The sequence below is a fragment of the Mycolicibacterium chitae genome, from assembly GCF_900637205.1.
In the GTDB taxonomy this organism is placed as follows: Bacteria; Actinomycetota; Actinomycetes; order Mycobacteriales; family Mycobacteriaceae; genus Mycobacterium; species Mycobacterium chitae.
This window is the reverse complement of sequence record NZ_LR134355.1, coordinates 4,889,800-4,909,067: the sequence shown is the minus strand read 5'-3', so window position 1 is coordinate 4,909,067 and position 19,268 is coordinate 4,889,800. Positions and strand designations below refer to the sequence as shown.

At 69.1% G+C, this 19,268-nt stretch carries 20 protein-coding genes; 9 read left to right on the top strand and 11 right to left on the bottom strand.

The genetic code is table 11. The features are described from left to right. The 3 genes from EL338_RS23515 to EL338_RS23505 are packed head-to-tail and all read left to right on the top strand — an operon-like array spanning nucleotide 1 to nucleotide 3,106. The gene (locus tag EL338_RS23515; RefSeq protein WP_126335942.1) at nucleotides 1-780 is read left to right on the top strand and encodes an ABC transporter ATP-binding protein; all 780 of its coding nucleotides are present in this window, start codon (nucleotides 1-3) and stop codon (nucleotides 778-780) included. An 11-nt stretch (nucleotides 781-791) separates the two neighbouring features. Further along, nucleotides 792-1,772 carry an ABC transporter substrate-binding protein gene (locus EL338_RS23510; RefSeq protein ID WP_126335941.1) on the top strand — a complete coding sequence of 327 codons (981 nt, stop codon included), beginning with the start codon at nucleotides 792-794 and terminating at the stop codon, nucleotides 1,770-1,772. Nucleotides 1,773-1,813: 41 nt separating this feature from the next. Then, complete coding sequence (locus tag EL338_RS23505; protein ID WP_126335940.1) at nucleotides 1,814-3,106, top strand: MFS transporter; 1,293 nt, start codon at nucleotides 1,814-1,816, stop codon at nucleotides 3,104-3,106. Between the two features lie 66 nt (nucleotides 3,107-3,172). On the opposite strand, the gene EL338_RS23500 is transcribed toward EL338_RS23505, so the two are convergent. The 3 genes from EL338_RS23500 to EL338_RS23490 all read right to left on the bottom strand — a co-directional run bounded on the left by EL338_RS23500 (nucleotide 3,173) and on the right by EL338_RS23490 (nucleotide 6,303). Then, complete coding sequence (locus tag EL338_RS23500) at nucleotides 3,173-4,837, bottom strand: acyl-CoA synthetase (protein ID WP_126335939.1); 1,665 nt, start codon at nucleotides 4,835-4,837, stop codon at nucleotides 3,173-3,175. Between the two features lie 54 nt (nucleotides 4,838-4,891). After that, nucleotides 4,892-5,362: an RES domain-containing protein gene (locus tag EL338_RS23495; RefSeq protein WP_327390630.1), complete on the bottom strand. Its 471-nt coding sequence runs from the start codon at nucleotides 5,360-5,362 to the stop codon at nucleotides 4,892-4,894. Between the two features lie 224 nt (nucleotides 5,363-5,586). Beyond that, entirely contained in the window at nucleotides 5,587-6,303 is a 717-nt protein-coding gene (locus tag EL338_RS23490) for a helix-turn-helix domain-containing protein (protein ID WP_126335937.1), read from the bottom strand. A 310-nt stretch (nucleotides 6,304-6,613) separates the two neighbouring features. Here EL338_RS23490 and EL338_RS23485 point away from each other — a divergent pair, with 310 nt between their 5' ends. Then, nucleotides 6,614-6,853 (top strand): DUF1330 domain-containing protein, encoded by a 240-nt coding sequence (locus EL338_RS23485; RefSeq protein WP_235666570.1) that lies wholly within the window; start codon nucleotides 6,614-6,616, stop codon nucleotides 6,851-6,853. 60 nt (nucleotides 6,854-6,913) lie between these two features. Here the strand turns inward: EL338_RS23485 and EL338_RS23480 are convergent, their stop codons facing one another. Together EL338_RS23480 and EL338_RS23475 are read right to left on the bottom strand one after the other, a co-directional pair. Beyond that, complete coding sequence (locus EL338_RS23480; RefSeq protein WP_126335935.1) at nucleotides 6,914-7,633, bottom strand: SDR family NAD(P)-dependent oxidoreductase; 720 nt, start codon at nucleotides 7,631-7,633, stop codon at nucleotides 6,914-6,916. A gap of 53 nt (nucleotides 7,634-7,686) precedes the next feature. Next, a complete protein-coding gene (locus EL338_RS23475; protein WP_126335934.1) occupies nucleotides 7,687-8,283 on the bottom strand; it encodes a TetR/AcrR family transcriptional regulator in 597 nt (198 codons plus the stop codon). Nucleotides 8,284-8,397: 114 nt separating this feature from the next. On the opposite strand from EL338_RS23475, the gene EL338_RS23470 reads away from it, so the two are divergent. The 4 genes from EL338_RS23470 (at nucleotide 8,398) to EL338_RS23455 (ending at nucleotide 13,061) form a co-directional block, all read left to right on the top strand. Beyond that, entirely contained in the window at nucleotides 8,398-9,693 is a 1,296-nt protein-coding gene (locus EL338_RS23470; RefSeq protein ID WP_126335933.1) for a cytochrome P450, read from the top strand. Nucleotides 9,694-9,706: 13 nt separating this feature from the next. Beyond that, the gene (locus EL338_RS23465) at nucleotides 9,707-9,895 is read left to right on the top strand and encodes a ferredoxin (RefSeq protein ID WP_126335932.1); all 189 of its coding nucleotides are present in this window, start codon (nucleotides 9,707-9,709) and stop codon (nucleotides 9,893-9,895) included. Between the two features lie 153 nt (nucleotides 9,896-10,048). Next, complete coding sequence (locus EL338_RS23460; protein WP_126335931.1) at nucleotides 10,049-11,554, top strand: FAD-dependent oxidoreductase; 1,506 nt, start codon at nucleotides 10,049-10,051, stop codon at nucleotides 11,552-11,554. Between the two features lie 46 nt (nucleotides 11,555-11,600). Then, nucleotides 11,601-13,061, top strand: coding sequence for an aminotransferase class I/II-fold pyridoxal phosphate-dependent enzyme (locus EL338_RS23455; protein ID WP_126335930.1), 1,461 nt, complete (start codon nucleotides 11,601-11,603; stop codon nucleotides 13,059-13,061). Nucleotides 13,062-13,068: 7 nt separating this feature from the next. On the opposite strand, the gene EL338_RS23450 is transcribed toward EL338_RS23455, so the two are convergent. The 5 genes from EL338_RS23450 to EL338_RS23430 form a co-directional block, all read right to left on the bottom strand. Further along, nucleotides 13,069-14,175, bottom strand: a complete 1,107-nt coding sequence (locus tag EL338_RS23450) for a M42 family metallopeptidase (protein ID WP_126335929.1) — start codon at nucleotides 14,173-14,175, stop codon at nucleotides 13,069-13,071. Between the two features lie 11 nt (nucleotides 14,176-14,186). Then, nucleotides 14,187-14,534, bottom strand: coding sequence for a hypothetical protein (locus EL338_RS23445; protein ID WP_308213138.1), 348 nt, complete (start codon nucleotides 14,532-14,534; stop codon nucleotides 14,187-14,189). Between the two features lie 45 nt (nucleotides 14,535-14,579). Continuing rightward, nucleotides 14,580-15,344 carry a L,D-transpeptidase gene (locus EL338_RS23440; protein WP_126335928.1) on the bottom strand — a complete coding sequence of 255 codons (765 nt, stop codon included), beginning with the start codon at nucleotides 15,342-15,344 and terminating at the stop codon, nucleotides 14,580-14,582. Between the two features lie 158 nt (nucleotides 15,345-15,502). Next, nucleotides 15,503-16,513: a magnesium transporter CorA family protein gene (locus tag EL338_RS23435; protein ID WP_126335927.1), complete on the bottom strand. Its 1,011-nt coding sequence runs from the start codon at nucleotides 16,511-16,513 to the stop codon at nucleotides 15,503-15,505. 54 nt (nucleotides 16,514-16,567) lie between these two features. Then, nucleotides 16,568-17,245, bottom strand: a complete 678-nt coding sequence (locus tag EL338_RS23430) for a DUF427 domain-containing protein (protein ID WP_126335926.1) — start codon at nucleotides 17,243-17,245, stop codon at nucleotides 16,568-16,570. A gap of 94 nt (nucleotides 17,246-17,339) precedes the next feature. Between EL338_RS23430 and EL338_RS23425 the strand changes: the two genes are divergently transcribed. After that, nucleotides 17,340-18,536 carry an acyl-CoA dehydrogenase family protein gene (locus tag EL338_RS23425; RefSeq protein ID WP_126335925.1) on the top strand — a complete coding sequence of 399 codons (1,197 nt, stop codon included), beginning with the start codon at nucleotides 17,340-17,342 and terminating at the stop codon, nucleotides 18,534-18,536. On the opposite strand, the gene EL338_RS23420 is transcribed toward EL338_RS23425, so the two are convergent. After that, the gene (locus EL338_RS23420; RefSeq protein WP_235666265.1) at nucleotides 18,526-19,074 is read right to left on the bottom strand and encodes a TetR/AcrR family transcriptional regulator; all 549 of its coding nucleotides are present in this window, start codon (nucleotides 19,072-19,074) and stop codon (nucleotides 18,526-18,528) included. The genes EL338_RS23425 and EL338_RS23420 overlap by 11 nt on opposite strands. Between the last annotated feature and the right edge of the window lie 194 nt (nucleotides 19,075-19,268).

The following is a 19,268-nucleotide window of genomic DNA, read 5'->3' as shown; positions in this document are numbered from 1 at the left end:
ATGACCCTGCGCACAGACGGTTTGGTGGTCCGCCATCCCGGCGCGGCCGCCCCGTCGCTGAGGGGGATCGACCTGGAGTTCCCGGACGGCTCCTTCACCGTGCTGGTGGGGCCGTCGGGCTGCGGCAAGACCACGCTGCTGTACTGCCTGGCCGGGCTGCTGTCGGCCAGCGAGGGCCGGGTCACCGACGACGGCGCGGTGGTCGACAAGCCGGATCCGCGGCGCGGCATGGCCTTTCAACGCGACATCCTCTTCCCGTGGATGAGCGTGGAGGCCAACCTGCTGTTCGCGCTGCGCGCCCGCTCGGTGCCCGCGCGGGAACGCCGCGGCCGGGTGCGCGAGCTGCTGGCCGCCGTCGGGCTGTCCGAGAAGGTCGCCGGCCAGCAACCCAACCAGCTGTCCGGCGGCATGCGCCAACGCATCGGCCTGGCCCGGCTGCTCGCCGGCGAGCCCGAGGTGATGCTGATGGACGAACCGTTCGCCGCGCTGGACGCCCAGACCCGGCTGCGGATGCAGGATCTGGTGGTCGACCTGTGGTCGAACCTGCGGCGCACCGTCGTGTTCGTGACCCACGACGTCGACGAGGCCATCCGGCTCTCGGATCGCATCGTGGTGCTCGGCGACGGTGAAGTCCGCAGCGCCCTGGACAACCCGCTGCCCCGACCCCGCCCCGCGGACCGGCTGGCCGACCTGGACGGCTACAGCGACCTGCGGCGCCGGCTGCACAACGAACTCGGCTCCGACGCCGAACCCAACATCCACCCGTTACCGATCAGCTAGGAGCACAATCGATGTCCATCCTCACCCGCAAGTCCGTCATCGCACTCGCGGTGGCCGCGGCGGCCGCCCTGGCCGGCACCACGGCGTGCACCGCCCAATCCGACGACGCGGACGGCAAACTCGTCGTCGGCTTCGTGGTGGACCCGTCGTGGTCGCACATCCCCGTCGCCGAGCAGGCCGGCTACTTCGCCGACCGCGGGCTGGACGTCGAGGTGGTCAACTTCTCCACGGGAGTCGAGGCGCTGCAGGCGCTCACCGCCCGGCAGGTGGACGTGACCACGGCCGCGGCGGTACCCACCTCCGCGGCGGTGCTCAAGTCCCCGGAACTGCGGGTCGTCGCCGACGGGGCGCGCTGGAGCGGCGGGCGCATCGTCGCGCGCAAGGATTCCGGGGTGGCCAGCCTGGCCGACCTGGAGGGCAAGCGGGTCGGCGCGCCGCAGGGCACCAGCGGAGCGTTCTTCGCCGACAGCGTCCTGGCGCAGGCGGGGGTGCGCGCCGAGCAGGTCCAGGTGGCGCCGTCGGCCATCGTCACGGCCGCCACCCAGGGCAACGTCGACGCGGTATCCATCTTCCAGCCCTATCAGGCGCAGGTCATCGCCGCGCTCGGGGACAACGCGGCGGTGCTCGAGGACAGCGGGGGCAGCTTCGTGGACCACTGCCTGTACCTCACCACCGAGGCCACCGCGACGGACAAGGCCGAGGACCTGACCGCGTTCTTCGCCGCCCTCGACGCCGCCGGCGCCGACCTGGCCAATGGGACCGAAGGCAGCGTGGCCGCCGTCGCCGACGCCACGCAGCTGGACCCGGCGCTGGTCAGCGGTGTGCTGGCGGAGTACGACTTCAGCCTGGAACTCGAGCCGTCGCTGGCCGAGGAACTCAACGCCAAGGGCACCTGGGCCAAGCAGGTCGGCAACATCGACGCCGGCGCGGTCCTGCCGGATTACGGCCAGTTCCTCGACGGGCAGTTCCTGGGGCAGCCGGCGCCCGCCTGAGTTTGTAAACTGCCTTCTCGGACAGCGAGAGGGTGGTTTTCATGACGCAGGTCGGCGATGCGGACACGGTCACGCTGCGCAAGGTGATCACCGGGGCGTCGATCGGGAACGCCGTCGAATGGTTCGACTTCGCCATCTACGGCTTCCTGGCGACGTTCATCGCGGCGAACTTCTTTCCGGAGGGCAACGACACCGCGGCGCTGCTGAACACCTTCGCGATCTTCGCCGCGGCGTTCCTGCTGCGGCCGCTGGGCGGATTCGTCTTCGGCCCACTCGGCGACCGGATCGGCCGGCACCGCGTGCTGGCGCTGGTGATCCTGCTGATGTCGGCGGCCACCCTGGCCATCGGCCTGCTGCCGACCTACGAGGCGATCGGGATCGCCGCGCCGCTGCTGTTGCTGCTGATGCGCTGCCTGCAGGGCTTCTCCGCCGGCGGCGAATACGGCGGCGGCGCGGTGTATCTGGCCGAGTTCGCCGAGGATCGCACCCGCGGCCGCACCATCACCTTCATGGTGTGGTCGGGCGTACTGGGCTTTCTGCTCGGCTCCATCACCGTCACGCTGCTGGAGGCGGGGCTGTCCGCGGAGGCCATGAGCACCTACGGCTGGCGGATCCCGTTCCTGATTGCGGGCCCGCTGGGGCTGGTGGGCCTCTACATCCGGCTGAAGCTGGACGACACCCCGGAGTTCAAGGAGCTCAGCGCGAACGACGAGATCGCGAGTTCCCCGCTGCGCGAATCGATTCGGACGTCGTGGCGGCAGATCCTGCAGGTCATCGGGATGTTCGTGATCTTCAACGTGGGCTACTACGTGGTGTTCGCCTACCTACCCACCTACTTCATCCGGACGCTGGAGTTCTCCGAGACCGGCGCCTTCGTCTCGATCACCGCGGCCTGCCTGGTGGCCATCGTGCTGATCCTGCCGCTGGCCGCGCTGTCGGACCGGATCGGCCGGCGGCCCATGCTGATCGCGGGCTCGGTGGGCTTCGCGGTGTTCGCCTATCCGCTGTTCCTGCTGCTGAATTCGGGTTCGCTGGCCGCGGCCATCGCCGCGCACATCGGGTTGGCGGTCATCGAGTGCGTCTACATCTCGGTGGCGGTGTCGGCGGGAGTGGAGATGTTCGCGACCCGGGTCCGCTACAGCGGTTTCGGAGTGGGCTACAACCTGTGTGTCGCGGTGTTCGGCGGCACCACGCCCTACATCGTCACCTGGTTGACGGCGTCCACCGAGAATGCGATCGCCCCGGCGTACTACATCGTGGTGGCCGCGGTGATCTCCTTGGTGACGGTCCTGACCGTGCGGGAGACCGCCGGCCGTCCGTTGGTGACGGCCTGATCTTGCGCCTGATCCGCGCCGAGAAGTAGCGCGACTACGCCGGCTCTCGGGCGATGTGTACGGCAGCTACTTCTCGGCGTCGGCGGCGGCGGTGGCGACCGACTTGGCCCAGCGGTAGTCGGCCTTGCCCGCGGGCGAGCGCACCACCTTGTCGGTGCGGATGAAGCGCTTGGGCACCTTGTAGCGCGCGATGCTGCGGCTGCAGGCCTCCACGAGTTCCTCGTCGGTGACCGACGTGCCCTCGGCGAGTTGCACCACGGCCACCACCTCGCTGCCCCAGCGCTCCGAGGGACGGCCGACGACCACGACGTCGTAGATGTGCGGATGCGCCGCGACGGCCCGTTCGACCTCCTCGGCGAAGATCTTCTCGCCGCCGGAGTTGATCGTCACCGAGTCCCGGCCGAGCAACTCGATGCGCCCGTCGTCGAGGTAGCGGGCCTTGTCGCCGGGCACCGACCACCGCACGCCGTCGATGGTGGGGAAGGTGCGCGCGGTCTTGGCCTCGTCGCCCAGATAGCCCAGCGGGATGATGTCGCGCCGGGCCAGCCAGCCCTCCTCGCCGCTGCCGGGCGTGAGCACCCGGTCGTAGTCGACCGAGACCACCGCGGTGTCGGCCTGCGGGTTGAACACCGCCGACGGCACCTCGTCGCTGGCCACGGTGTTCATCTGCTGGCCGGCCTCCGAGGACCCCACCGCGTCGAGCAGCAGCACGTGCGGCAGCGCCGCGCGGATGCGGTCGCGCACCCCCGGTGACATGGGCGCCCCGCCGTTGGTCACCGAGATCAGGCACGACAGGTCGTAGTCGCCGGCCTCGATCTCGTCGATCAGCGGCCGGGCCATCGCGTCGCCGACGACGGGGACGCTCAGCACCTTCTCGCGTTCCACCAGTCGCAGAACATCGGCCACACGCAACCGCTCGACGTCGTCGGGGATCACGATCCGGCCGCCCATGGTGATGATGTTGTAGGCCGCCCACTGCGCGGCGCCGTGCATGAACGGCGGCAGCATCAGCAGCGACATCGCGCCGCCGGTGGATCTGGCGCGCTCGGCCAACTCCGCGTAGGACCCCAGCGGAGTGTCGCTGCCGAAGGGGCGGCCGCCCATCGCCGAGATGAAGATGTCGTGCTGCCGCCAGAGCACGCCCTTGGGCATGCCGGTGGTGCCGCCGGTGTAGAGGATGTAGAGGTCGTCGGGCGACGGGGCGGGCAGTCCGGCCGTGGGAGCCGTTGTGCCGGTGATGGATTCGTAGTCGACCGCACCGGGTAGCAGGTCGTTCCCGGACTCGTCGGCCACTTGGAGGAGCACCCGCAGCGCCGGCAGCCGGTCGCGGATGGCGGCCACCCGCGGCGCGAACTCGGCGTTGTACACCAGCGCGGTGGCCTTGCTGTCGTCGAGGAGATACACCAACTCCTCGTCGACGTAGCGGTAGCTGACGTTGAACGGCGCCACCCGCGCGCGGTACCCGGCGATCATGGCCTCGAGGTATTCGTTGCCGTTGCGCAGGTACAGCCCCAGGTGGTCCTGCCCGCTCTCGTGGCCGGGCAGCTGGTCGCGCTCGGTGTGACAGCCCAGCCCCTGGGCGGCCAGGTGGTGCGCCACACCGTCGATGCGCGCCTTGCTCTCGCCGTAGGTGAACCGCTTGTCGCGCCAGACCAGGAACTCCTGCTCCGGCAGTTCGTCGGCGACGGTGGCGAACACCGTCGAGAGATCGAAGTCCGCCCGGTCGCTCATGGGTCCAATCTAGAACACGTTCTAGTAAGAGTGTGAGCCAGGTCTCGTTGGGGTTTATCGGGGCTGGCAGAGTGTGCAGTCGCTCTCGGTCACGGTCGCCACGCTGATGTGGCGTTTGCGCATTTCGACTTGGAACCGGGCGAAGATCCCAGGATGTCGCAGGGCGTGGTCCTGCTGGCGGCCGGCACTGTCATGGACGACGGCGATCCGGTCGTCGCAATCCCAAAGCGCGAGGGAGTGGCCGAAGTTGTAGGCGGTGCGGTAGCGCACACCACGGATTGTGGGGCCGGCGGGTTGATCTTCGTAGATTGCGCGGGCCCACTGTTGGGTCAGTTCACGGGCTTCGTTGCCGTCGGCGAGGGTGGGCAGCGCACCGATCGTCATAGCAGCCCCAGGTTTGGTGAGGTCGAACAGCGGGACGGGCGTGGAGGGCGCCAGCACCGATACTCGGTAGCGGGGGCAGACCTCGGCAATGCCTGCCTCGCCGAACACTTCGCTGGCCGAAGTCGCCAGGTCGGCGCCCACATAGAGGACCCGGCGTCCCTCTGGATCGAGTTGTGGCGGATTGGCCGCTTGGTGGTGGTCGAGTCTGTGGAGCGGACCGAACTGGCGAAATGTTGTGCCGTCAGGGGTGTGCGGCCCGCGGTGATACACCCGGCACCATTGCCATCGGCTGGCATTGGGTCGAGCTGCCCATGTCCAGCGTGCCCGCACTTTGGGCAGAGGTCGTGTGGGCGGTTCGAGCTGTTTCACCATGCAGCAGCGGTGAGCGCCTGCGCGAGAGCGATCACGGGTGCGCTGCCTCGCAACGCCATCTCCACTCGGGGCGTACGGCCCCCGAACTCAGGTTGTTCGCGCTGCATCCAGGCCGAGAGGCTGACCACTCCGCCGGGGAACACCGACTGCAGCACGTCGAGGTCGGGTAGCGCGCCGGAGGGGGCGTCGGGATCGAACTGCCACAGCGGCAGGCGCCATTCCCGGCCGACTTTGATCCCGACGAGTTTGTGTGCGGCGAGCTTGGCGGTGATGCTCTGTGGGGTCACGTCGAGTAGTCGGGCAGCCTCGTCCCGGCTGATGCTCTCGTCTGAGAGTTGCCGCCGCGCCGCGAATTGCTCCTGCAGGTCGGAGAAGGCCGCCTGCGTAACCGAGACCGAGTCTGGCGCCGTCCCCCAAAATGTCACGTCCAGGTCGTCGTCGGGGTCCACAGTGACCGCGGAGTGCAGCCTGTCGAGTTCCTCCTCGGTGGCAGCGTTGACCACCGCAGCCACCGATGCCCGCAGCGGATGGCGGTCATCGCCAGGTGCCGATGGCGAGCCGATAAGAGAGTCCAGGGGCACGATGGCCAGTCCGGCGTCGCGTAGGGCGCGCTCCAATGGCCCGCGTGCCGGGCTGTTCACCGGCAAGTTCTCGGGGATTCGATCGCTGTCCTGGTCGCCCGCAGGCTCGAGAACAAAGATGTCGGTCACCGTCCACACCTCCTCTATGCAGGATACGCAACCTAAGAAGGTAGTGCCATATTTCCGCGAGTCCAGTTCGTGAGCGGCGGGCGCACCCACGCGACTCGGTGGGTGTATTTCGAAAGTCGATTTCCGTCACGCAGATTGGCCGGGTTGACCGACTGAAACTGGCCGGTCATTGACGGGCACCGCCAAGTCTGGAAATCTCATGCCCCGATTCAGAGAGCGGCATTCTCGCGTGCCGCCACGAGCAAGGGAGTGTCAGTTGGCCGCCAAGGGTTACATCATCATCACCGAGGACATCAAGGACCCGGAGGGAATGAAGGAGTACGCCAAGCTGGCGGGGGCGGCGATGGGCAGCGCCAAGATCGTCGCCGTCGACACCAAGCCCGAGGTGCTCGAGGGCACCTGGCACGGCTCGCAGACCGTGGTGCTGGAGTTCGGGTCCGTCGAGGCCGCACGCGAGTGGTACAACTCCGATCAGTACCAGGCCGCCGTCAAGCTGCGTCAGGCCGCGGCCGACTGCAACGGGGTCATCCTCAGCGGTTTCCCGTCCTGAGTCACTGAGAGCAATACCGGCGTCGAGCGTGAAAGTCCCACGCTCGACGCCGGTTTCGGCTCAGGTGTTGCGCCCGCCGTTGACGCCCAGGATCTGCCCGGTGATGTAGCTGGCTTCCTCGGAGGCCAGGAACGCCACCGCGGCCGCGATGTCCTCGGGCAGGCCCATCCGGCGCACCGGGGTGGCCTCGATGGTCTTGTCGATGTCGCCGAGGTAGCCCTTGTCGGCGGCCTTGCGCAGCATCGGGGTGTCGATGAAGCCGGGCGGCACGGCGTTGACCGTGACTCCGGCCGGACCGTATTCCAGCGCAAGGCTTTTCGTCAGCCCGTTGACGCCGGACTTCGCCGAGACGTAGTGCGACATGTAGGGCGTGCCGGAGTGTGTGCTCGACGAGGAGATGTTGACGATGCGGCCCCAGCCGGTCTCGATCATCTCCGGCAGCACCGCCTGGATCATGTGGAACACGCCGTGCAGGTTGACGTTGACCACCCGCTGCCAGTCCTCGAACGAGATCTTGAGGAACGGCTTGAAGCCGTCCAGTCCGGCCGCGTTGACCAGGATGCCCACCGTGCCGAGTTCGTCGTGGATGCGGGTGAGCGCCGCGTCGATGGCGGCGCGGTCGGTGACGTCGGCGACGTAGGAGTGCGGGGCGTCCGAGGGCTGCAGGTCGAGGGTGGCCACCTGGTGGCCATCGGCGCTGAGGCGTTCGACGATCGCCTTGCCGATGCCTGATCCGCCGCCGGTCACCAGCGCGACCCTGGGGGTGTTCGTCGTGGACATGAGTGTTCCTTCCGATGTGGGCTTTTCGAGTGGTGCTTGGACTGGGGGAGAAGTCAGTGCTTGGCGCGGGGTATGCGCAGGCCGAGGGCGCGACGGCCGGTGTCGATGAGGTAGCCGAGCAGTTCGTCGCGGTCCAGGGCGGCGGCCATGGGCCCGGAGGCGCCGGCCACCCCGGCGAGCACCACGGTGGCCTTGACCATGCCGGCCGGACCCGGGTCGACGTCGGCGAGCAGCGCCATCTGCCGTTCGATGAGCGCATCCCACTTGCGACTCGCGCGCAGCATCTTGGCGACGGCGGGGTCGGCGGCCAGGACCGCGACCACCCGGTTCTGCACGGCCAACTCGGCGAAGCCGGTGAGCAGGTAGTCGGCGCGGGCGTGCGCGCCGCGAAGCTGTTCGGCCTCCACGATGGCGGTCTCGAGCCGGTCGAGGATGGGACCGACGACCGCGTCGAGCAGCTGCTCGCGGGTCCGGAAGTGGTGGTAGATGGCGGCTTTGGTGAAGCCGAGTTCGTCGGCGATCATCTGCAGCGAGGTGCCCGCGAAGCTGTGCCGGATGAACAGTTCGACCGCGACATCGATCAGGCGCTGGCGGGTGTCCGGGCGCGCCGGGTCGGCCGGCGCCTCGGCATCGGCTGCGGGTGACCCCATGTACCGCCCTCCTGCGCCAAACGATGATTGCCTAAACCAACTTTACGATCGTATAGTAACTTACTAGTCGATCGTAAAGCTCGATGCAGCCCGAATGACCTGAAAGCGAACACGATGACCGAACTGGAACAGTTGGATTTCTTCAAAGACCCGAGCTTGGTCGCAGACCCGTACCCGTACATGGAGGCCATGCGCAACGGCTGTCCGGTCCGCCGGGAGCCGCACCAGAACGTGCTGGTGGTGACCGGATACGACGAGGCCGTCGCGGTCTTCTCCGACGCCGACACGTTCTCCTCCTGCACCGCGGTGACCGGCCCCTTCCCGGGTTTCCCGGTCCCCATCGAGGGGGTGGCCGAGGACGTCAGCGACCTGATCGAGGAGTACCGCGAGCAGCTGCCGTTCAGTGACCAGGTCACGGTGATGGACCCGCCCAAGCACACCGAGCACCGCGCGCTGCTCATGGGCCTCATCACGCCGAAGCGGCTCAAGTCCAACGAGGACTTCATGTGGCGGCACGCCGACGCCTATCTGGAGCCGTACCTGGCCGCCGGCGGCGGCGACGCCATCCAGGGCTTCGCGGTGCCGTTCACGCTCGGGATCATCGCCGACCTGCTCGGCGTCCCGGAGGAGGACCGCCCCGAGTTCTCCCGCCACATGAACCACAGCGCCGGCGGCGTCGGCGGCACCGACAACAAGTCGATGTCGCACAGCCCGCTCGAGTACCTCTACGAGAAATTCTCGGCCTACATCGCCGATCGCCGCGCCAACCCGCGCGACGACGCGCTGACCGAGATGGCCGCCGCGAAGTTCCCCGACGGCTCCACCCCCGAGGTGATGGACGTCGTGCGGATCGCGGCCAACCTCTACACCGCCGGTCAGGAAACCACCGTGCGGCTGATCTCGACCGCGCTGAAGCTGATCGCCGAGGACGCCGAGTTGCAGCGGGAACTGCGCAAGGACCGCAGCAAGATCTCCAACTTCATCGAGGAGTGCCTGCGCTTCGAGAGCCCGGTCAAGGGTGACTTCCGGCTGGCCAAGCGCAAGACCAGCGTCGGCGGCGTGGACGTGCCGGCCGGCGCCACCGTGATGGTGATGAACGGTGCGGCCAACCGGGACCCCGCGCAGTTCGAGGATCCGAACACCCTCGACATCGGTCGCAGCAACGCCCGTCGCCACCTGGCCTTCGGGCGCGGCCCGCACAGCTGCCCGGGTGCCCCGCTGGCCCGCGCCGAGGCGCGCGTCAGCCTGGAGCGAATCCTGGACCGCACCAGCGACATTCGGCTCTCCGAGGAGCATCACGGCCCCGAGGGTGCTCGGCGGTTCAACTACGTGCCGACGTTCATCCTGCGCGGCCTGATCGACCTGCACCTCGAGGTCACGCCCGCCGAACCGGAGGCGGCCGGCGGATGAGCGCGGTGCAGCGATGAAGGTGTCGGTCAACGACGGGCTGTGCCGCGGACACGGCGTGTGCGTCGCGGTGTGCCCGGAGGTGTTCACCCTCACCGACTGGGGCTACGCCGAGGCGATCGAGGACGATGTCCCACCCGAGCATCACGACGCGGTGCGGGAGGCCATCGGCGCGTGCCCGGAGCACGCGATCACCGAGAGCTGAGGCGGGCGGGTCCAAGGGCCGTCGAACCTGCGGTTTCATCCCCCGTCACGGCATGTTGCGGATGAATCCGCAGGCTCGGCGCCGGCGGCATACCCGACGGCCGCCCGGCCAAACGAGGGTTGACCAGGTGCCGTAACGGGTAGTTCGACAGCTGTGCCGTCACTATGGACAGCGGGTCACGCCGAGCGCCCCGCCAGCGAAACCGAGGTCCGGGCCGCCGAATCCGTCGACGTCGCGGTGGTGGGTGCCGGAATGACCGGTCTGGTCACCGCCGTGCTGCTGGCGCGGGCGGGGAAGAACGTCGTCGTCCTGGAGGCCCGTCGCATCGGCGACGGCACGACCGGCAACACCACCGGCAAGGTCAGCCTGCTGCAGGGCACCAAGCTGTCCCGGATCCGGTCCAAGCACAGCGCCCAGACCGTGCGCGACTACGTCACCGGCAACCGCGAGGGCCTCGGTTGGCTGCTGCGCTACTGCGAGAGCCACGGCCTGTCGACCCAGACCGAGGACGCCTACACCTACGCGCAATCCGCTGCCGGTCTCGACGACGCCCGCGCCGAGTTGCGCGCCGCCCGCGAGGCCGGACTGCCGGTCAGCTGGGCCGACGAGGCCGACGCGCCGTTCCCGTTCCACGGCGGGGTCCGGCTCCCGGAGCAGGCCCAGTTGGATCCGCTGCCGGTGCTCGACAGCCTCATCACCGAACTCGAAACGCACGGCGGGCGTTGCCTGCAGGGGGCTCGCGCGGAGTCGGTGTCGGGCACCGGTCCGGTGCGCATCAAGGTCAACGTCCGCGGCGGCGAGCCCGCCCGACACGTCACCATCACCGCCAAGCACTGTGTGCTGGCGACCGGCATCCCGATCCTCGACCGGGGCGGGTTCTTCGCCCGGGTGGTGCCCGAGCGGTCCTACTGCCTGGCCTTCGAGGTGCCCGGCGAGATCACCCGGTCGATGTTCCTGTCGACGGATTCGCCCACCCGCTCGGTCCGCTACGCGCGCTCGGCGGACGGAAAAGAACACCTGATCGTCGGCGGGGCCGGGCACACCGTCGGGCGCGGCGGCGACGAGCGGCCGGGCCTCGATGAACTCGCCGAATGGACCAAGACCTTCTTCCCGGGCGCGGTGCAGACCCATCTGTGGTCGGCGCAGGACTACTCCCCGGCCGACGAATTGCCTTATGTGGGACCGATTTTGCCCGGCGCCGACGGCATCCTGGTGGCCACCGGGTTCGACAAGTGGGGGATGGCGAACGCGGTGGCGGCCGGCCTCGCGCTGTCCGGGCGGGTGCTGGGCGGACACCTGCCCTGGGCCGCGGCCTTCGCCAGCTGGAGCCCGCACGAACTGGCCGGCCTCGGCGCCGCGGCCAAGGCCAACCTGGAGGTCGGGTTCCATCTGGCCCGCGGATGGGCCACCCCGCATCTGGGTCGCGACGACGTCGCCGACGGCCAGGGCATGGTGAGCGGCCCGCCGTGGCGGCTGACCGCGCACAGCCGCGTCGACGGGGCGCAGCATTCGGTGTCGGCCGTGTGCCCGCACCTGGGTGGGGTGCTCAACTGGAACGAGGTGGACCTGGCGTGGGAGTGCCCGCTGCACGGGTCGCGTTTCGGCCCCGACGGTCGACTGCTCGAGGGGCCGGCCACCGCCGACCTGGCGGCGCGCTGACCCACCTGGCGATTACCGACTCGGGACACCGGGTAGGTGCAACGGCATGGATCAATCGCAGACCCCGCTGCTCGACGCGCTGGCGAAGTATCACCGCGAGGACCGCTACGGGTTCACCCCGCCGGGGCATCGGCAGGGCCGCGGGATCGATCCGCGCGTCCTGGACGTCATGGGACCGCAGCCGTTCCGCAACGACGTGCTGGCCTCCGGCGGGCTGGACGACTGGCACTCCAGCAACGGATATCTTTCGCGCGCTGAACAATTGATGGCCGACGCCGTCGGCGCCGAGTACGCGTTCTTCTCCACCTGCGGTAGCTCGCTGTCGGTCAAGGCCGCCATGCTGGCCGTCGCCGGCGGGGTCGACGGCGGTCTGTTGGTGGCCCGCGACAGCCACAAGTCGATCGTGGCGGGGCTGATCTTCTCCGGTGTCCGGCCCGCGTGGATCACGCCGCGCTGGGACGCCGAACATCACATGTCGCATCCGCCGTCGCCGCAACAGGTTCGGGACGCGTTCGAACAGAACCCGGATGCCGCCGGCGCGCTGATCGTCAGCCCCAGCCCGTACGGGACCTGCGCCGACATCGCCGGGATCGCCGAGGTGTGTCATGAGCGCGGCAAGCCGCTGATCCTCGACGAGGCGTGGGGTGCGCACCTGCCGTTCCACGATGAGCTGCCCACCTGGGCCATGGATGCCGGGGCCGACGTGTGCGTGGTGAGTGTGCACAAGATGGGCGCCGGGTTCGAGCAGGGCTCGGTGTTCCACGTGCAGGGCGACCTGATCGACCGCGATCGACTGTCCGCGTGCGCCGATCTGCTGATGACCACCAGCCCCAACGTCATGCTCTACTGCGCGCTCGACGGCTGGCGGCGGCAGATGGTCGAGCATGGCACCGCGCTGCTGGGCAACGCCCTGGAGCGGGCCACGCGGGTGCGGGCCCGGTTGGACGAGATCCCCGGCCTGAAGGTCCTCGAGGACGAGCTGCTGGGGGTGGAGGCCTCCGCCGACCTGGACCGCCTGCAGATCCTGATGGACGTCGCCGACACCGGGACCACCGGCTATCAGGCCGCCGACTGGCTGCGCGAGCACTGCCGACTCGACGTCGGGATGAGCGACCACCGCCGGGTGCTGGCCACCATGTCCTTCGCCGACGACGACGCGACCATCGAGCGGCTGGTGCAGGCGATGACGGCCTGGCGCACGGCCGCCGACGACTTCGATACGCCGCCCGAGATCCGGCTGCCCGACCCGGGGGAGTTGCAGCTCGAGACGGTGATGCTGCCCCGCGACGCGTTCTTCGGCAAGACCGAGATGGTGCCCGCGGACCGGGCCGCCGGGCGCATCGCCGCCGAGCAGATCACCCCGTACCCGCCGGGCATCCCGGCGGTGGTGCCGGGCGAGCGACTCAACGACGCGGTGATCGCCTACCTGCGCAGCGGCCTGGCGGCCGGGATGACGCTGCCGGACCCCGCCGATTCATCGCTGGAGAAGTTCCGCGTGGTGGCCTGATCCGCCCCTACCGCGGCTGCCGCAGGAACTCGGTCAGCATCTCGGTGACCGACGGGATCGCTTGGCGCGCAATCACTTCGTAGCCGTGCGTGCTCAGGGTGGGTAGGCACAGCAGCCCGGCCTGGGCGGTGAGTCCGGTGGCCTTGGCGTGCGACGGGTCGGCCTCGAAGGCGCCCACCACCGCGGGCTGCGGGTCGAGGCCCAGCCGGGCGCCGATGTCCATCAGCCGGTCGGCGATCGGCTTGTCGTACACGCATTCGGCGTCGCTGTAGACCACGATGGGCCCGCCCGCCACGGTGGTGCCGTACTCCTCCTCGGTGGGGCCGACCTCCACCCCGAGCGTCAGCTCGCCCGGCAGCGTGCGGCTGGCGTAGGAGCCGCCGACGCCGCCGACCTCCTCGTTGGTGGTGAACACGAAGTAGACGTCGCTGTCGGGCCGCCGGCCGGAGTGCAGTTCGCGCGCGGTCTCGAGCAGCACCACGATGGCCGCGCGGTCGTCCAGGAAGTAGCAGCCGACGAAGTCGCCGAAGGCGACCAGACCGCGCTTGCTGGCGTCGATGCAGACCCGGGTGCCGGGCCGGACGCCGGCGTCGCGCAACTGCTCGGGTGTGCGGCCGGTGAAGACGTAGACGTCGCTCCAATCCAGCGCCTTGCCGCCCTGATCCGGTTTGGTCGCGAAGATCCGCGGGCTCTCGGCGGTGGTGTGCTCTGAACCCAGCGTCAACACCCCGCGCAGCATCTCCTGATCGCCCAGCACCGCCACCGGTCCCAGCCCGAAGTTGCCCGGATACATCGTGCCGAGGTGGGTGAGGTGCAGGCTGCCGTCGGGAAAGATGCGCTTGACCAGCATCGACAGCTCGTCCATGTGCGCCATCACGCGGATCGGTGGACCGCCCTCGCCGGCGGCGCCCCGCAGCAGGCCCACGACGTTGCCGGCCGGATCTACCCAGGCCTCGTCCACCAGCGGACTCAGCTCCCGACGGCAGATGTCGCGGACCGCGTCCTCCTGCCCGCCCGGGCCGTAGGCCCACAGCAACTCCTGCAGCAGTTCGAACTGCGCGGTACCCTCTCCGGCCTGTCCGGTGTCGTCCGGGCGCAGCGAATCGACGCTCATCGCCGCGGCCCCTATTCGACGATGGTGTAGTACGAGTCGCCGTCTTCGGGGGTGCCGTCGACCTGACCGGCGTCGCGGCCGTGCCGTTCCGGCGTCATCCGGTCGAGTTCGTCATCGGAAACGGTGGTCACCGGCCCCCGGCGCGCGGAGGCATCACCCGGGTCGATGTCGCCCGGCGCGACGTCGGGCTCTTCCTCGGCGATCCGCTGATCGAGGGTCCGGTGGTCGTCCGCGGGGATCCACTTCTCGGGTGGATCGGCGACCTCGTCGCCGTCGTCGTTGCGGACCAGGTCCGAATCCAGGCTCTCGGACTGTTCGAGCATGTTCTCGTCGGGTGCGTCATCGTTGTTCGGTTGCACCCTTGCCGAGTGCCCGTAGGGCAGCCCGGCCAAACCGTCGCGGCCTCAGGCCTGCACGGTGACCAGGTCGCCGATGCCGACGTTGTTGTAGTACCAGGCGGCGTTGTCGGGGCTGAGGTTGATGCAGCCGTGGCTGACGTTGGCGTAGCCCTGCGAGCCGACCGACCACGGCGCGGAGTGGATGTAGACCCCGCCCCAGGTGATGCGCACGGCGTGGTTGACCGTGAGCTTGTAGCCCTCGGGGTCGTCCAGCGGGATGCCGATGGTGCGGGAATCCATCACCACCGGGTTCTCCTTACCCAGGACGGTGAACCGGCCCTGCGGCGTCGGGAACTTGGACTTGCCCATCGAGGCCGGCATCTGGCGCACGACCTCGCCGTCGATGCTGACCGTGAACGTGTAGGCGGAGATGTCGGCGACGGCCGTCACTGCGGCGCCGGTGCGGAAGCTCATCGGCATGCCGCCGGCCAGCAGCTTGATCTCGGAGTGTGCGGGCCACAGGTCATCGGGCACGAAATGCACGGTGTTGGGGCTGATCCAGTCGTACTCGCCGGTGACCGCGGCCGGCGACACGACGCGGATGGAGCGCTCGGCGCGGGCGCGGTCGGCGACGGGTTCGCCGAACGTGACCACGATCGGATGCGCGACGCCCACCTGCGAGCCCATCCGCGGTTGCACGTCGACGACGCTCACGTCGGCGGTCGGGGTGGGCACGGCCGCGGTGCCGACGGCGGCCCACGCCGTCTGGGTGAGCGTCACAACCCCCAGCAAAGCCAAGACGTAACCGAATGCCTGCCGCACGGTGGTCATCCTTTCGTCATCCCCGGAATCACCGATCGTAGTGAACCGGCGGTACTACTGAGGAAAGTCGCTGATCATCGCCGCTTTGTTACAGATGGTGTGCGCGCGGGGCGCGCGCCGGGGCCGGGGCAGCGCCGCGGGGGTCGGGATGGCCGGGGCAATTGAAATCACAACCAATCCCGTCGTTTGAACATGACGAACAGGATCACGCTCATCACCACGATGGCGCCGGTGCTGACGAGGAACCCGCCGAAGGTCTCCGAGCCCGGATACGGCACGTTCTGTCCGTAGAAGCCGGTGATCGCGGTCGGGACGGCGATGATCGCGGCCCACCCGGTGAGCTTCTTCATCACCGCGTTCAGCCGCGCATCCTGCAGGGACAGGTTGGTCTCGAACACCGTGGTGACCATGTCCCGCAGCGATTCGGTCCACTCGGTGACCCGCAGCACGTGGTCGTAGAGGTCGGCGTAGAGCGGGTCGAGTTCGGGCGCGCGGTGCTGGTCGATCCGGTGGTGCTGGATGGTGTTGATCACCTCCCGCATGGGCAGCACCACGCGGCGCAGGTCGACGAGGATCTTGCGCAGCTGGTAGGTGCGGCGCTGCAGGTGCGGCATCTTGGTGGGCGGGTCGAACAGCAGGTCTTCGAGGCTTTCGATGCCGTCGTCGAGCACCTGGACCGCCGCGAAGTGCCCGTCGACCACCACGTCGAGCAGGCCGTGCACCAGGGCGCCCGGGCCGTGGCGCTGCCCGCCGAGGTCGTCCCAGCGGCGCAGCACCTGCTCGATCTCGAAGTGCGGCTGCAGGCGCACCGTCACCAACGCCTGCGGCAGCACGAACGCCGAGATCCGGTGCTTGGTCAGCACCATCCGGGTGGGATCGTCGGGTTCGGCGACGATGTCGACGGCGTAGACGGTGAAGAAGGTGTGGGTGGCGTCCAGCCGCGCCTTGACCCGCTCGGCCGGGGCCACGGCGTCCTCGACGGCCCAGATGTTCAGCCCGAGCTCGTCGGCGAGGTCCTTCAGGGTTTCGTGGTCGGGATCGAACAGATCGACCCACACCAGCGTGTCCTCGTCGCGCAGATAGTCCGAGACCGCCTCGAAGTCGAAGTCCGGTTGGGCCTCGCCGCCGCGCCACACCCGTCCCCGGATGCGGGTCTCGGTGGGCTCGGCCGTCGACACCCCCTCATCTCAACACCGGGGCCGCGGTCCCGATGCGTTCGACACACCCGGGGACTAGGCCGGCAGCTCGGCGAGCAGTTGCACCCGCTCGGCGTCGAAGCTCAGGAAGCCCTTGATGGGCAGCGACTCCGGCAGCGGGTCGTCGTAGCTCCACGCGATGTCCTCGACGGTGGTGCCGTCGGCGAGGGTGACGCCCCAGTACGTCGCGTACCCCTTGTAGTTGCAGTAGCTGGTGGTCTCGGTGCGGTGCAGCAGGTCCGTGCGCACCGCCGCGGGGTCGACGTAGAGCCGGGGTTCCAGGGACGTCTCGAACACGATGACGGTGTCGGTGGTGTCCACCAGCGTCGTATCGCCGACGCTGACGCGCAGACCCCGCTGGGTGGGGCGGCAGTCGACGCGGTGGTACGGGTTGGGCGGGTAGTGCACCAGCCGGCGGCCCTCCTCGAACCAACCGTCGACGGCGTCCCACGGCACCGTGACGTAGCCCGGGGCCTCGGCGACGGGTTCGCAAGGCAGATCGGCGATCTCGGCCGCCGGGAAGGCGTAGCTCAGCGGCCGGCCCAGCCGGTGCACCAGCAACACATCCTCGGTGTCGATCACGGCGGTCTCGCCGAGCAGCGCCCGCACGCGGCGCGGGTGCGGTTCGACGAAGACGACGTCGGCGGGGACCGGGGCGGAGAACCAGCCCGCCGGATCGCTGCCGAACGGGCCGCGCCCGGCAACCAGGCTCATCGCCGACCGTCCGGGCGTATCAGGGCTCCGTCTGTCACGGGCGCAAGCCTAACGCGGTCTTTACAATTTGGGCAAATACTGTCACGCTCGCTGAGTGGACTTCTCGCGCGTCACGCTGTCGCAGGACGATCAGGCGTTCCAGGACGACCTGCGGGCCTGTCTGGCCGAACTCGTCACCGATGAGGTTATCCGTCGGGACCGGGAGACCGGCGAGAACTTCGACGAGACCGTCCATCTGGGCCTCGGCGAGCGGGGCCTGCTGGCCGCCGACTTCAACGACGAGAGCGCCGGCGGCTTCAGTCGACTGCGCCGCCGGATGTGGGAGTTGGAGATCGGCCGCGCGCACACGCCGTGGTTCCACTGGGGCACCACGGCCATGGTGGCCCACGTGGTGGCCAAGTTCGCCGACGACCAACTGGCTCGAGAGGTCATGCCCGGCGTCCTGTCCGGTCACATCCGGCTGTGCCTGGGCTACACCGAACCCGACGGCGGCTCCGACGTGGCCACCTGCAAGACGCGTGCGGTGCGCGATGGCGACGGTTGGATCATCAATGGCGCCAAGATGTTCACCTCCAACGCGCACAACGCGCAGTTCGTGTTCCTGTTGACGAACACCGCGCCCGAGGCGCCCAAACATCAGAGCCTGACGATGTTCCTGGTGCCGCTGGACACCCCGGGCATCGAGATCCAGGGGCTGCGGACCATCGACGGCGACCGCACCAACATCGTCTACTACAGCGATGTGCGGGTCGACGACCGCTACCGCATCGGCGAGATCAACGGCGGCTGGACCGTGATGCGGGTCGCACTGGACGCCGAACACGGTGTGATGGAACAGGATTCGGACGGTCTGCAGAAGATCGCGATGATGTCAGAACACGCGCTGCTGATGGCCGAGGCGGTGGACCGCACGGCCGCCGTCGTCGGCGCCACGGGCCCGGACGGTGCTCGCCGGATCGATGACGAGGCGGTGCAATACCGGCTCGGTCGCAGCGTCGCGCGCATGGAGGCCGCGCTGAGCGCCCCGGAGATGTACGGGCGCGTCGCGATCGTGGCCACCATGCGCGAGATCGCCCCGGAGTTGATGGACCTTCTCGGCACCGCCGGTCTGCTACCGGCGGAGACGCCCGGGGCGGCGGACGACGGCGCCGCCGAGCACGTGTTCCGGCTGTCGGGACCGTCCGGGATCTACGGCGGCACGCTGGAGGTGTTCCGCAACATGATCGCCACCCACGCCCTCGGGCTGGGCAAGCCGAACTACTCGCCGCCGGCGCAGCGCGTCAAGGCTTGATGCCGACCGCGTGCCGCAGTTGGGCGAGGAACTGATCGGCGTCGTCGCTGCGAACGATGTAGTGCGACACCGCGACCCGCACCGCCGTGGCGGCCTTCTCGGCGCCGTTGGGGCCGGGCAGCATGCGCTCGAGGCCCGAGCGCATGACCGGGATGACCCTGGCCAGCCGCGCGATCGCGGCGCCGGGTTCGACATCGATGAGGCGGACCCCGGAGTACGACCGCTGGAACGAGACGATGTAGCGCAGCGCCGCATCGAGCCGCTCGCTGCCGCGCAGACCCGCGGTGGCCTCGGCGATGCCCGCGTCGAAGCCCCGCTGTTCGAACGCGCCGAAGGCGGAGAGCAGGTCGTCCTTGGAGGCGAACCAGCGGTACAGCGTGGGGCGCGACACCCCGGCCTGGGCGGCCACCTCGGACAGGCTGAGCTTGGTCTGCCCGTTGCGGGCCAACACCTCGGCGGTCGCGTGCAGGATGCGCTGCCGCGAGGAGTTCTGTTCGTCGGCGGGGTCGTCGTGATCGGGCAGCGTCGATTCCTTCACCCGTGACCCCCTCGCCGGTAGCTGGTGGCGGGCCGGTGTCCGCCACCCGTTAACGTTACAAGTTGCTGTGCCGTTGTAAAACGATTCGGTCAGTGTCGCCGAAATTGCCTGCGCGCGCGAGGCAATGAGCGGGGTGCCCGATATTTACAAATCGTCCCTAAAGTGTCACGCTGTTTTTTGGAGTCGCCGCCGTG